Here is a 13782-nt window from a genome sequence, read left to right on the forward strand (position 1 = left end):
ATCGTATCGAGCCACCGTCGACTGGCGCACCTGGTATTGCGTAGCCAGCTGGAGAGCCCGAACGCGCATTGACCATCGGTGCCGCTTGCGAATCCGCGCTGCCGTAATGGATCAGGTCCGGATTGACCGACCAGGCGACGTGCAAGTGGGCAAAGTGATCCAGCAGTTGTGCGCGCATCTACCGGAAGACGCGACTCTCACTCATCGTCGTGAACAACAACGACTTCGGCACGAACCGGGTGCCGCAGGAGGCAAGCACGCCGGGCGCGACGTTGGAACAGATTCGGGAGCAGGGGAGGAAGCTTCGGACAACCGGAGGTTAGTGGCGATCCACTTTCGCAGTCACTCGAGGGCAACGGTGTCGCTGTCCGGCGTGACGAAGCGTATTGGCGAGGTTGCATTCGGAGAGCGCGTCGGTGCTGCGCGCGATGTCGCATCCCGTCCCCACGGCGACCACCGAACCGTTTCATGACGCAATTGTCATGCAGCCATCATGTCGATGGACATGGCGCTCGTTATATTTCAATTCATCTCCGCAGCCTTACGACGATGTCGAAGGTTCGGCGCGACCCATGCGAAGCACTGACAGGTGCGCCTTCGCCAGCGAGCCGTTGCCAGGTGCGATCCTGCAATCGCGCGTGCAGATTGTTCCAGATAGAACCGCGTCCTTTTGCAGCAAGCGTCTCCGCATCGCGACGACATGCCGGAAGCGACGCGCGCCACGACCGACTAACGCACGGCTCTACTCAAAGTCAGTGGTCCGATTCCGAGGCGGCTTATGCACACCTACGCAGAGAGAGATTCCGCAACCGGAAGTAAGCGACGCGGACACAATAAAGTTGTCAAGCAGCCGCATGTTGTGGAATCGAGGTGGGCCGACCAGGTGGAGCGCATCGGGCGCGATGGCGAATGGAATTTTGAACTGGCGGATTCAATGCCTTACCTGATTTCTGAACTTCCTTGCTGGAAGGAGGGCGGGCTGGCGCTTCACGTAAGGAGCGGTCCAACCAATGTGTCTTTTGGCGAGTTAGAGCGCAGCGCTGGCGATGTGTATATCGAGGTAGCGGACGACCACTACTGGACGCTTATAAATGGTGAAAGAGTCTGGGTTCGACCTGATGGAAACTGTTTCTTCAATGCCATCTGGAAGGCACTGCAAGCGTCTGAGAATGTGGATGCGGTCAAACGGATTTTCCGGGGAAAGGTGCCTGCAAGCGAACGGGAGGCAGTGGATTATTTCCGTCGGGAGATACAGGACTACGCGCTCAGTCATCCGGAGCTCGAGGCGATTTTGCTGGGTGACGATGGCCGTCCGAGCGCTCTACGGGGTCAGCCGCAGAGCCGCTGCGAGGTCCGCAAGGCACTCTGCGGTCCGGTGCACGAATCGCTGAGCGCGCGAGATGCCGCCACTGGAAACGGCGTTTGCGCAACACCTGAACATCTCAGGACGCTCTCGGGATTACAGGGAGACGACGAGACGGACGCGGATGAGTTCTTTGACGCATCGGATACGGCCGACGGGCTGGCAAACCCCGAGCGGCGAGAACAGCCTGCGTTAGCGCCACAACGGGCCGGCTCTAACGAAACGTCCCGCCCGCAGAAACGAGTCCGGCGGCTCACACCCTTTGCCAACCAGTATCGCGGTGCTTCAGGCACCGACCGGGAAACGTCCGAAAGTAGCTCCTTCCGTACCGCTGCCCATATTGCAAAGCGGACGAGTGAGCAGATAGGCCGCCCCGCAGCCGTGATGAGCCCAGTCTATGGGGAACGACAAGAGATATTTCGCGCTCTGGGCGCCCATGACGTATTGAAAGCCTTGTCTCCAGTTCTTATCCCCGATGGTTTCGAGGATGCTGCCTGCGATGCAGACTGGATGCCTCCAACCGCACAGGATGCGGGGCTGGCCGATTCGGACCGGGATGAAATAGCCGCATCGTTCCGCACGCCGACAAGAGTTAAATGGAGCACGCCGCTCGTTGAATACCGTCCTATTCCACTTGCCTGCCACACCGAATCTCAGCGGGTGCTTTTTTCAGCGGGATCCCGGATCAGCGAATGGATCGCCCACAGCGAATTATTGACGTTTGGATATTGGCTACTGGCGAAAGTCTCGCCAACGGCGAGCGTCGCCGCCGCTGCTGGCGCCGCTGTGTATAACCTGGTGACCGCGTTGAAGCAGCGCGATGTGCTGGGCGGACTGATCCAGGCGCTGTCGGCGCTTCCTTATCAGCTACTGTCTCCGCAATCACTTCTATTTGCCGTCGCCGAGGAGACGAAGCGGTATGTCGACGATGTGCTGGACGGGGTAGTTCCCGAATGTCTAAGCGGTCAGCGTGAAAACATTTACATGACTGTCGGGGTTGTCTCACTCATTTCGTACTACGGATATTTTGTTAAGCGGCAGACGGTCAACTCACGCGTCTCCAATGTTCTCCATGGGCCGGCGGTTTACCCCCCAAACGGCTTCCTCTTTGAGAACGATATGCAGCCTCCCGAAACCTCGCTTGGCGAGAAAATAGCGGGAATGATCGGGTATCTGCAGCGGGCGGTACAGAGTTATGCAGTCCTGCAAACGGTGGTCGATGCGAAACCCACGGCCAGCCTCGCCACAGTGGTTGAACCTGTCTGCCCGGTGGATGACGACCCCAATGCCGAGCGAATGAGACTGAGCCACGGGGAGAAGGCTACTCAAAAGCAGGAAAGGCAGGCGCGCTTTATCTACGCGAAATCCCGTATGGCTCGGTTGAGAGCCTCTGCGTCTGCAAGGGGCAGCGCAGCGGCACCTCCCGGTGAGGCTCCAGGTGTGCCTAAGGCCCATCCCGCAGCTAGCCCTCAACACTCGGTTGGATCCTCGAACCCCGTCATCACCGTCGCCGTCGGGACCGCACTTGCTGCGCGCACAGGGCTATCGCGAACGGGTACGCTCCTCGCCGCCATGACCCTAGCCTCCGTTTTCGAATTGACCGCCGGTTTCCCAAGATCAGGAATTTTCCATTCACGAAAGACAAACAACCCCGAAGTTGATGTGCCACAGACTGCCGCCGAACCACTAAGCCGAAAATGCCCCGACGTTGATTCGAACATGCATACCGCGCATTCAAAATGGATTGACTTGAAGGGGAAAAACCTTGAGTGTGTTCGATCCTTCCTCGAAGCTCGATTTGATTATAGGTTTTTTGAAAACGCACTCGATTCAATTTCTGATATAAAAAATGGAGACCGCCCTTCCGGGAAAGATGAGAATATCTACGAAACGGCCGTACGTCAGGCATTTCTCGATTATTCGAATAAGTTGTACCCTCCCGTGTACTACCTCTCCTCAGAAAATCGATATGGCCAGGAATTTTATTCGATTTTGAAAGAAATCAATAATAGCGACGACACGGGATGTACGTCTCAAAAATTTCGGCGTCTCGAGTCAATCCTGATAAAAATAAAAGCCTACGAAACCTTCATCATTCGTAGGCAACAGGGCCTTCGTCCTGAGGGTAAGGAAGGAGTGATTGCCAAATTGGAATCAGTTTTTGATTTGCCAATCGATATCAACCAGCCTCCGTTAGCTATTGAAAGCCTTGATGATTATATTGTCGATCAACTAGGCAACAGGTCCAGAACTGCGCCACCTGGCCCCGTAGCAGAGGGGGTGAGTATTGCGCTTCGATTGTGGGCCGACAACGCATCCAGGGTTCCAATTGGAAAGACCGGCCTCTCCACGGAAATGACATCTGCAATTCGATGCACAATCAAGGCGAAGATCCTCGAACTAAAGGAGGAAATATATAACCTTCGGGGTCCACGCGATCATATCGAATTCGAAATCAAAACCAGGACACTTCTTGCACACCGGTATGCATCCCGTTATATAGAAAATCGCATGGCATTATGCCGTAATTATCGCAATGTCCTGGACAAGATCAAATCAAAACTCCCCGCCGCAGTAACAACCCCGGAAGATGCCACTGTTTTTGAAGCCAGAGCATTGGCCGTCAAAGCGACGCTGCAGATGCTCGGAGAGAATCAAAGCCTACCCCACAGTCTTCACAATTTATCGACGGCGGGCTACCTGGATAATTTCGCCCTGGTCACCGGATCGAGCCCGGAAGTAACGACGTTCGTTTCATTCGCAGAAGCCATATTTTATAAGTCATTGACAGGATCGAGCATTTATGATTTATACTCATACAATCTGGATCCCACTAAATTACTCATCGAGTTTAATAATAAACTCAGCGATCTTCCATTCACAAAGCGGCGCAGCGGGATAGTCGACGAAGCCGAGCAATTCATAAAGAATATCAAGCCAAATGCCGAAACGGGCTCGGACTCTGAATATTACGGCCAGTTCGTAACATTTCGATCTAAATATCTTTCGCCGCTGGCAGAAGCGCTCAGCCTCTTCGCTCTCTTCGATTATGGTTTGCATCCCTACCGGATGCTCATCGAAAAACCGATCAAAGTAATTAAAACAATTGTATTTACAAAACCGGCAACCGAGTCACCTCCATTACCTTCGAAAGAAAGCGCGCAAAGGCGCTTTTTTATGGATATGATAAGTATGCCGATCAAATTTAGAGAAATTGTTTTAAATATATTCGATGCAGGGTATTCGACAGCTGGCGAATTGATCTTTTGTGAAATGGCGTCAGGGAGTTGGACAGTAATCTCCACACTCAACGGACGGTTTATTATCAAGTCCGTAACTGCGGCCGAAATGACCTCAAATAAAATACTCTCGGCTATTTCCTCTGAAAAAGACTACCTTCGGCCTTTACCTGCAATCTCCCCGAAGAAGAATCTTCTGTGGAAGAAAAATCAGTTGTTCACAAAAGTAATACATCCGGTCCTCCGAAATACGACGAGTCTCGATGCGACGATGTTCAGTGAAGCTTATCTTGTTTTAGATAGACCAGACAGAAATGATTTTTCCGGAAATCGACTCATCGAAATCACGGATGCTGCTGCCAAGGCCATGCTTAAAATAATAATCGACCAGAAAGAGGACCTGGAATTTCACATGCACTGGTGGCAATATATAACCTTGTTTATCCCTGGGTTCGACATGGCTTATCACGCCGTGAATGATCCGGATTATCATCCCTCGAACCAGGAAATCGCAGAAGAAGTAACACTGGATCTTCTCACTCTAGTGTCGATCGCAATTCCAGGTGCGGAACTTTCGTTGCAAAGTGCAAAAGCTTTGCGCATATCAGTGTTCGATAATCTCCTCAAAGGACACAGAGGAAAAGCGCTATTAATGGCAATTTTGGCAGATACGGCAAGGGATCTTTCACTTTTTCCAATCCGCCTTTTTGCGATTGCCAGCTATGAGCTATTTGCGTTCTGGGAGCCGTTGCCGCTCAGGGCCATTTCAACCTCCGTTTTCAGACGCGCCAGAAAATTCAAGTTTAAGTCTGGGTTCAAATTGATATCTCAGAAGGCAGTTGCAAAGGAAAAAATTAACACCATAAACCCTGAAATTCGTGGCGAGTCAAAGCCTGGGGCAAACACCTCCAACAAGGCACAAGGGATTGTGTTAGCGCGAAATGACAATGACATCCGATATTACGAATTCTCATATAGTTTCGAAAATGAAGCTTTGCGACGCGCTCCGGTCAGTGGCGGCAAAGCTAGCCACCTTATTGACTTGACTCGAGTCCAGAGTGAGCCGATCTACAAGATTGTATCCAGTGCGCGCAAACGCGCGTTGAATTCTCTAGACAACGCGCTCAAAGCCCTCACCGATGGAAAAGATGCGCAAAAGGTCGACGAGGCGTTGGACATCTTTCTGGGGAGACACACCGACGTTGTGAAAGAAAGGCTTCGAGAAGAGTTGGCCAAAATCAAGACCTTTTTAAGCAAACTCGACGTCGGGGGCGACGTTTCTTATCAGGCCGGCTATCTCGATAATCAACCGAAAATACTTATGCTCACGAGAGCGGCTGCCGCACTCGGTGACTGGAAGAATGAGTTACCGCCCATTACCATATACGTCGACGCAGTGGTCGATGCGTCTCTCAGAAAGAGTTTTACCCAAAGCGAGTTCAAAAATTACCTGGCAACCGTTTTAATTCACGAAGCTTATCACGCGGTGAAGCGCAACACGCCCGATTGTAAATACGCGAAAATCTCAGGTAATTCCGTGGACATTGCAGATATCGTTGCGTTACCGGAGCCACAACTGCGGGGAGAAAATGCGCAGGAGATCATGAGGGAATTTGGACTATCGCCATCGGAACTACACGACCTCCTTGAGGCAGCCAATAAAGCGACATTAAAAAATCCGGACAATTTGGCATATTTGACCGCGAGTCTGGATTATATCCGCACCCGGCACTCCGATCACGACAGATTCATCACCGACTATCGTCGATGGAAAATCGATCGAGACTCGCCGCTTGAATGGCAATTTAAGGATCATCAGAAAAAAGGCGGACCGATCCAGCTAACGCACACGGACATTGGCGATCTGGTTCAGGGAGATATCAAGCCTCTTGCCAGGAACGGATTGTTGTATCGAAAATCATCTAGTGAGATTCGGCTTGGCTTTGACGCTACAAGATTTGATTCGCATACGATCGAGATGAAAAAAGAGTTTTCTCTCGCCGACAGCAAGTTCTCTGATGTTCTGGATACGTGGAAGGGCGGCGACACTACGTCTCAGGGGAGAGATGACGTTTGGTCAGGGACATGGGGAAAAGATAACTTGCTTAATGACGATATATCCATTGTCGAGTTAACGAGTGGAAAATCTGGAACCGCTGCAATCCGGATAAAATTGGAAGATGTAAAGGAGGGATATCCCGTGGTCGTATCCGGAGGCGAATTGAGTGGATCGACCATTGTTTTCGGGGTGGATGAACAATATTTTTATGCTTTCCACGCGGGGCAGAAAACTGACGATCAGAAGTGGCGCCCTGATCAGGAAGGCGCAGCAGGCATCTATCAGGCCTATCTCGCCCTAAACGGAGAAGTGATACCGAGTTTGGGAATCTCTGAAGACATGGCGCTTGTCAATGAACATAACGAATTAGCAGGTAATCGCGGAATAGTCGATATTCTGGAAAAATACGAAAGTGGCTTTTTTGCTTTTTCAGGAAAATCGGCGGGTAGTCCACCGGGAGAAATGAATGCGGAAAAACCTATCGAATGGCTCGACTACGCGCCGGCGGCAACAGACTCGGCGGTAGAAAAAGGGCGTGCTTATGCGCTGCTGGCTCGATGCGACGGCGATCTGAAAATAACAGCTTATGCTGAGGGTGCTTCGTCGATGCACCTTGGCCGCGGGGCCAGGCAGAAAACACCCGGCAAGCAGTTCGTCCTCAAAGGGACGACGCCGGCTTCGTGACAACCCCTTGCATCACGATGCTTGTACGCGCCCCTGTATAGATGGAGGCCGAGCGTGCGGCCGTGATCGAGATTCGGATGACGCAGGAGGCGAGTACGCCGGGCGCGACGTTAGAACAGATTCGGGAGCAGGGGAGGAAGCTCCGGGAGACGAACTCGCGAGCGCATCAGCGTAGCGAAGAGCGACTGCAACGACGTAGTGGGGCGAATGCTCCTGGTTGATCGAAATCACGAAACCTTGCTAACCGCGCGTGACGACCGCTTGCGAAAGCTAAAGTGGTCAATCAATCATCAGAGGTAGGCGAAAATGCTCAAGACAACTGCACTGATTGTTACGCTTGGTTGTTCCGGTGCTGCGCTAGCCAGCAGCAGTGTGACCTGTCCCGTGCATCCCACGGCGGAATGGCTCAACGAAGCCGACGCTCGCGCACAGATCGAGGCGCATGGCTACAAGATCGCGAAGCTCCAGATCGATGACAATTGCTACGAGGTCGAGGCATACAACCAGGACGGCAGAAAAGTCGAACTGCACTACGACACCAAGACGCTTGCTGTCATCCGGCAGAAGATGGAATGACGGCGAAGCGCTCTGAACAAGGGCGCAAAAAAAGCCCCGCGGCCAGTTCATTCACCGCGGGGCTTTTTCATTGCTGCACGATTGGCGGTGGATTGCTTACTTCCCGCCCACGCTTTGCAGCGTCGTCCACTTGCCGTCGACAACCTTGTACAGCGTGATGCCGCCGTTCTTCAGGTCGCCCTTCGCGTCATACGCGAGGTTAGCCGACGTCACGGCCGGCATCGAGGTCTTCGCGAGCAGCGGCAGGTACTTGGCCGGATCGGTCGAGTTAGCCTTCTTCATGGCGTCGAACATCGCCATTGCACCGTCGTAAGCGTACGGCGAATACGTTTGCACGTCTTCGTTGAAGCGCTTCTTGTACTTCGCGACGTAGTCCTTGCCACCCGGCATTTCGTCCAGCGGCAGGCCGGCGAGCGATGCCACCGTGCCGTTCGCCGCGTCACCCGCGATCTGGATGAAGGTCGGCGTGTGGACCATTTCGCCGCCCATCAGCGGCGCCTTGATGCCCAGTGCCTTCATCTGCTTGACCATCGGTGCCGCTTGCGAATCCGCGCCGCCGTAATAAATCAGGTCCGGTTGGACCGACTTCAGCTTGGTCAGGATCGACTTGAAGTCGACAGCCTTGTCGTTCGTGTATTCACGATCGACGATGGTTGCGCCCGATGCCTTCGCTGCCTTTTCGAACTGATCGGCCAGACCTTGGCCGTAAGCCGTGCGGTCGTCGACGATCGCGATCTTCTTCACGCCCAGGCTCTTCACCGCGAACGTGCCGGCGACCGAACCTTGCTGCGTGTCGGACGTCATCATGCGGAACGTGGTCTTGAAACCTTGTTGCGTGTACTCAGGCGCCGTCGCCATGGCGATTTCGGGGATGCCCGCATTCGCGTAGATGCGCGAAGCCGGAATCGTGGTGCCCGAGTTGAAGTGGCCGAGCATGCCCTTGATGCCGTCATCCACCAGCTTTTGTGCAACGGTCGTGCCGGTGCGCGGGTCAGCCTGGTCGTCGGCCGAATCCAGCACGAAGCGAACCGGCTTGCCGCCGATCACCGGCTTGGTGGCGTTCATATCTTCCACCGCCAGCGTGATGCCGTTCTGGAAGTCCTTACCATAGTGCGCCTGAGCGCCCGTCATCGGACCGGCAAAGCCGATCTTCACGTCTTCGGTCGATTGAGCGTTGGCCGTCCCCGCCAGCGACATTGCCGCAACCAGCGCTGCGCCTGCCAGCTGTTTCATCTTGTGTTGCATAGCTTCTCCTTGGTACCAGGTGTGGATGGAGCGGTTTTTCGGGGTCGCCGTACCGCTTCCGTTTTATTGAAGTAATCGATGAGGTTCGCTCAACCGATCGTCATCAAATTCGCATTACCGCCAGCTGCTGCCGTATTCACGCTGACCGAGCGTTCCGTCAACAGACGCTCGAGCGCGTAGTCGTCATCGCCGCTTTCCAGCGCGCGAGCCGCGACGCCCTGTACCGAGACGATCGGCCCCGCACGTTTCGCCACTTCCTTCACCAGCGCCAGCAGTTCGTCGCTATCGCCTTCGAACAGCACCGCGTCGAACGGCGTATCGGCGCTCTTCTTCACGCTTGCGTAAGACTTCAACGCGGCAGGCAGCTGCGACACCAATTGTTCACCCGCCGCGCCCTCGAACAACGCGCGATTTCCCGTAGCCAGCGCGGCGGCGAACTGCACGCGCGCACCGCTCGCCGTCGAGGCGATACACAGCACCGTGCCGCGCGCGCCCAGCGTGTAAGTATTGCGCTCGCCGGTCGGCCCAGACAATACCGCAGTTGCGCCCGCCAGCACATGCGAAAGGTAACCGTCGACGCGTGCAGCCAACACCGGTTGCCGTTCGCCGATCAGCCAGTCGCGGTAAGCGGTCAACGCAGCAGACGGATTGTCACCGCCGCGATTATCCCCGTTTGCGCCCGCTTGCGGCGCATCCACGATCAACGCATCGGCCAGCGACTTCGGCAATCCCGCCGGACGCGTCGCCAGCAGACGTTGCAGATATAGCGCGCCGCCTGCTTTCGGACCCGTGCCCGACAGACCTTCGCCGCCGAACGGCTGGACCCCCACCACCGCGCCGATCACGTTGCGGTTCACATAAATGTTGCCGACATGCGCGCGGCTGATCACGTGGGCGATGGTTTCGTCGATCCGCGTATGGATGCCGAGCGTCAGGCCGTAACCGGTCGTACGGATCTGTTCGAGCAGCTTGTCCAACTGGTTGCGGCGGTAGCGCACCACATGCAGCACCGGGCCGAACACTTCACGCTTCAATTCGTCGATGCTGTCGAGTTCGATCAGCGTCGGCGGAACAAACGTGCCTTGTGCGCCGCCTTCCGGCATCGGCAGTTGCTCGACCTTGCGGCCTTTCTCGCGCATCGCCGCGACGTGCGCGTCGATGCCGCGCTTCGCATCGAGGTCGATCACTGGGCCGACATCGATCGACAGGCGGTCCGGATTGCCCACTGACAGTTCACGCATCGCGCCCGTCAGCATTTCCAGCGTGCGGTCCGCCACATCTTCTTGTAGACAAAGAACGCGCAACGCCGAACACCGTTGACCGGCGGAATCGAACGACGACTGCAGCACGTCCGCGACCACCTGTTCAGCAAGCGCCGACGAATCGACGATCATCGCGTTCTGACCGCCGGTTTCGGCGATCAGTGGAATCGGCTTGCCTTCCGGGTCGAGGCGATTCGAGAGCGTCTTGTTGATCAGACGCGCGACTTCGGTCGAACCGGTGAACATCACCGCACGGGTGCGCGGATCGGCCACCAGAGCGGCGCCGACCGTTTCGCCGTCGCCCGGCAACAATTGCACCGCGCCCGCCGGCACGCCGGCTTCGCGCAGGATACGCACGGCTTGTGCGGCGATCAGCGGCGTTTGTTCAGCCGGCTTCGCGAGCACGGTATTACCCGCCGCCAACGCCGCAGCCACCTGGCCCATGAAAATCGCCAGCGGGAAGTTCCACGGGCTGATACAGACCACCGGACCCAGCGGGCGGTGCGTATCGTTGGAGAATTCGTTGCGGATCTGCGTCGAGTAGTAGCGCAGGAAATCGATCGCTTCGCGGATTTCCGCGACCGCGTTCGCCAGCGACTTGCCGGCTTCACGCACCACGAGACCCATCAGCGTGTGCATCTGCGCTTCAAGCAGATCGGCGGCACGCGCGAGGCAATCGGCGCGGGCATCGACCGGCGTCGCTTGCCAGATCGGCGCGGCGGCGACGGCGTGTGCCAACGCGGCGCTCACATGTTCCGACGTCGCTTCGACGACCGTACCGACGAGGTCGCGATGATCGGCCGGGTTGCGCACGTCACGTGCGGCACCCACGGCGATCTCGTTGTCTTCGAGCATCGGCGCGGCGCGCCACGGGTGATGCGCACTCGCCAGCAATGCCGACGACAGCGAAGCCAGACGATGTTCGTTCGACAGATCGAGGCCCATCGAATTGAGCCGCTCGGCGCCGAACAGATTGCGCGGCAGCGGAATTTTCGCGTGCGGCGCACCGAGCGGCACGATCTTCGAGGCTTCGTCGACCGGATCGGCGATCAGGTCCTTGATCGCGACGTTTTCGTCGGCGATGCGGTTCACGAACGACGTGTTCGCGCCGTTTTCCAGCAGACGGCGCACGAGATACGCGAGCAGCGTTTCATGTGTGCCGACCGGCGCATACACGCGGCACGGACGGTTCAGCTTGTCGCGGCCGGTGACTTCCTCATACAGCGGCTCGCCCATGCCGTGCAGGCACTGGAACTCGTACTGGCCGGGGTAGTAGTTATTGCCCGCGAGGTGATAGATCGCCGACAACGTATGCGCGTTGTGCGTGGCGAACTGCGGATAGACCGCGTCCGGCGCGCCGAGCAGCTTCTTGGCGCAGGCGAGGTACGACACGTCCGTGTAGATCTTGCGCGTGTAGACCGGATAGCCTTCGAGGCCGTCCACTTGCGCGCGCTTGATTTCGGTATCCCAGTACGCGCCCTTCACGAGGCGAACCATGATGCGGTGACGGCTGCGGCGCGCCAGATCGACGATGTAATCGATCACGAACGGGCAGCGCTTCTGATACGCCTGCACCACGAAACCGATGCCATTCCAGCCGGCCAGTTCCGGATCGAAGCATAGCGCTTCGAGCAGATCGAGCGAGATTTCGAGGCGGTCGGCTTCTTCAGCGTCGATATTCAGGCCAATGTCGTAGCGGCGCGCGAGGACCGCCAGCGAGCGCACGCGCGGCAGCAGTTCGCTCATCGTGCGTTCCTGCTGCGAACGCGAATAGCGTGCGTGCAGCGCCGACAGCTTGATCGAAATGCCCGGGCCCTCGTAAATGCCACGGCCGCCGGCCGCCTTGCCGATCGCGTGGATCGCCTGCTCGTACGACGCGTAGTAGCGCTGCGCGTCGGCTTCGGTGGTGGCCGCTTCGCCGAGCATGTCGTACGAGTAGCGGAAACCGCGTGCTTCGTACTTGCGGCTGTTGGCCAGCGCTTCGGAGATGTTCTCGCCGGTGACGAACTGCTCGCCCATCAGGCGCATCGCCATGTCCACGCCCTTCCTGATCAGCGGCTCGCCGCCCTTGCCGATCAGGCGCGTGAGCGCCGAGGAGAGACCCGTTTCGCTATTGGTCGTCACCAGCTTGCCGGTGATCATCAAGCCCCACGTCGCGGCGTTGACGAACAGCGACGGCGCCTGGCCAACGTGCGATTTCCAGTCGCCCTTGCTGATCTTGTCGCGGATCAGCGCGTCACGCGTGGCACGGTCGGGAATGCGCAGCAGCGCTTCGGCGAGGCACATCAGCGCCACGCCTTCCTGGCTCGACAGCGAGAATTCGTGGATCAGCCCTTCGACGCCACCACCCTTGCTCTTCGTGCGCAGCGTTTCGACCAGCTTGCCGGCCATCGCTTGCACGTCGCCCGCGAGATTGGCCGGCAGACGCGCCTGGCCGAGCAGGAACGGCACGCATTCCGGCTCGGGACGGCGATACGCAGCGGTGATCGCCGCGCGCAGCACCGATTGCGGTTGCACGTTCTGCGCAAATTCGAGGAATGGATGCGACGCACCGTCTTCCTCCTGTTCCACCGCGGCGCCGTCAGCCAGATCGGCCGAGCCGGTGTGGCCCGACAATTCAGGAGGTAATTGGCCGTGCTCGATCTTTTCGAGGTAGGCGAAGATCGCCTGCTTGATCAGCCAGTGCGGAGTGCGTTCGAGGCGAGTGGCGGCATCTTTCAGCCGGGAACGCAGGAGGTCGTCGACCTTGACGCCAAGGGTGGTGCTAGCCATGTTTCCTTCTTCGGATACCAGACTAATTCGCTGGCGAAAGACTAAAAGTTGAGCGAATCGTACGCCTCCCAATAAAAAGGTGCAACCATGCGCCCCGCATGGTTGCACCCTCGTGAAAGCCCGATACGACGGGGGTTCGCGCCGGATGGCGCCGCACGAGGCGATGGCGGTTGCGCTCAGTACTTTCCCTGGCGTGATTCTTTTCGCTTTTACCCTTATCAGATTGCTCGACGCGCCGTTATATAGAACATGGATGGTCGCGGCCGCAAGGCACGCACATAAAAACGGTACGGGGTTTTAGAGGACTGGCGAAATGGAAAAGTGGTTGGTGGTATTGGGCATCTGGGCCATGTGTGCAACGTGCGCCGTGCTGTTCATTCGTGGCGCGACGGGTGGTTCGAGCAAACGTGCAGCAGATAAACGCGCGCGGCCGGCATCGTGCGCATCGGCCGGCGACGCGCGAGCCGCGTTGAACGATTGAATGGCTGAACCCGGCGACTCGCGATAGGCATCGCGACGCCGGTCTCGACTGACACAGCGAGCAGTGAAGCAGCGCCGCCCGGTTCGACCAGCGGCGCGGCA

At 56.9% G+C, this 13782-nt stretch carries 5 protein-coding genes; 3 read left to right on the plus strand and 2 right to left on the minus strand.

Annotated features, from left to right (window positions below):
* Positions 1 to 778 precede the first annotated feature (778 nt).
* The gene (locus P3T22_RS18310; protein WP_429325728.1) at positions 779 to 7345 is read left to right on the plus strand and encodes a cytotoxic necrotizing factor Rho-activating domain-containing protein; all 6567 of its coding nucleotides are present in this window, start codon (positions 779 to 781) and stop codon (positions 7343 to 7345) included.
* Between the two features lie 306 nt (positions 7346 to 7651).
* Positions 7652 to 7921: a PepSY domain-containing protein gene (locus tag P3T22_RS18315; RefSeq protein WP_063497698.1), complete on the plus strand. Its 270-nt coding sequence runs from the start codon at positions 7652 to 7654 to the stop codon at positions 7919 to 7921.
* A gap of 96 nt (positions 7922 to 8017) precedes the next feature.
* On the opposite strand, the gene P3T22_RS18320 is transcribed toward P3T22_RS18315, so the two are convergent.
* Together P3T22_RS18320 and putA are read right to left on the minus strand one after the other, a co-directional pair.
* Positions 8018 to 9166, minus strand: a complete 1149-nt coding sequence (locus tag P3T22_RS18320; protein ID WP_063497699.1) for a branched-chain amino acid ABC transporter substrate-binding protein — start codon at positions 9164 to 9166, stop codon at positions 8018 to 8020.
* An 89-nt stretch (positions 9167 to 9255) separates the two neighbouring features.
* Positions 9256 to 13200 carry a trifunctional transcriptional regulator/proline dehydrogenase/L-glutamate gamma-semialdehyde dehydrogenase gene (gene putA, locus P3T22_RS18325; RefSeq protein ID WP_429325729.1) on the minus strand — a complete coding sequence of 1315 codons (3945 nt, stop codon included), beginning with the start codon at positions 13198 to 13200 and terminating at the stop codon, positions 9256 to 9258.
* Between the two features lie 313 nt (positions 13201 to 13513).
* On the opposite strand from putA, the gene P3T22_RS18330 reads away from it, so the two are divergent.
* Positions 13514 to 13681 carry a hypothetical protein gene (locus tag P3T22_RS18330; RefSeq protein ID WP_181448390.1) on the plus strand — a complete coding sequence of 56 codons (168 nt, stop codon included), beginning with the start codon at positions 13514 to 13516 and terminating at the stop codon, positions 13679 to 13681.
* The last annotated feature ends 101 nt before the right edge of the window (positions 13682 to 13782 follow it).

It is taken from the genome of Paraburkholderia sp. GAS348 (assembly GCF_050434205.1).
Taxonomy (GTDB): domain Bacteria; phylum Pseudomonadota; class Gammaproteobacteria; order Burkholderiales; family Burkholderiaceae; genus Paraburkholderia.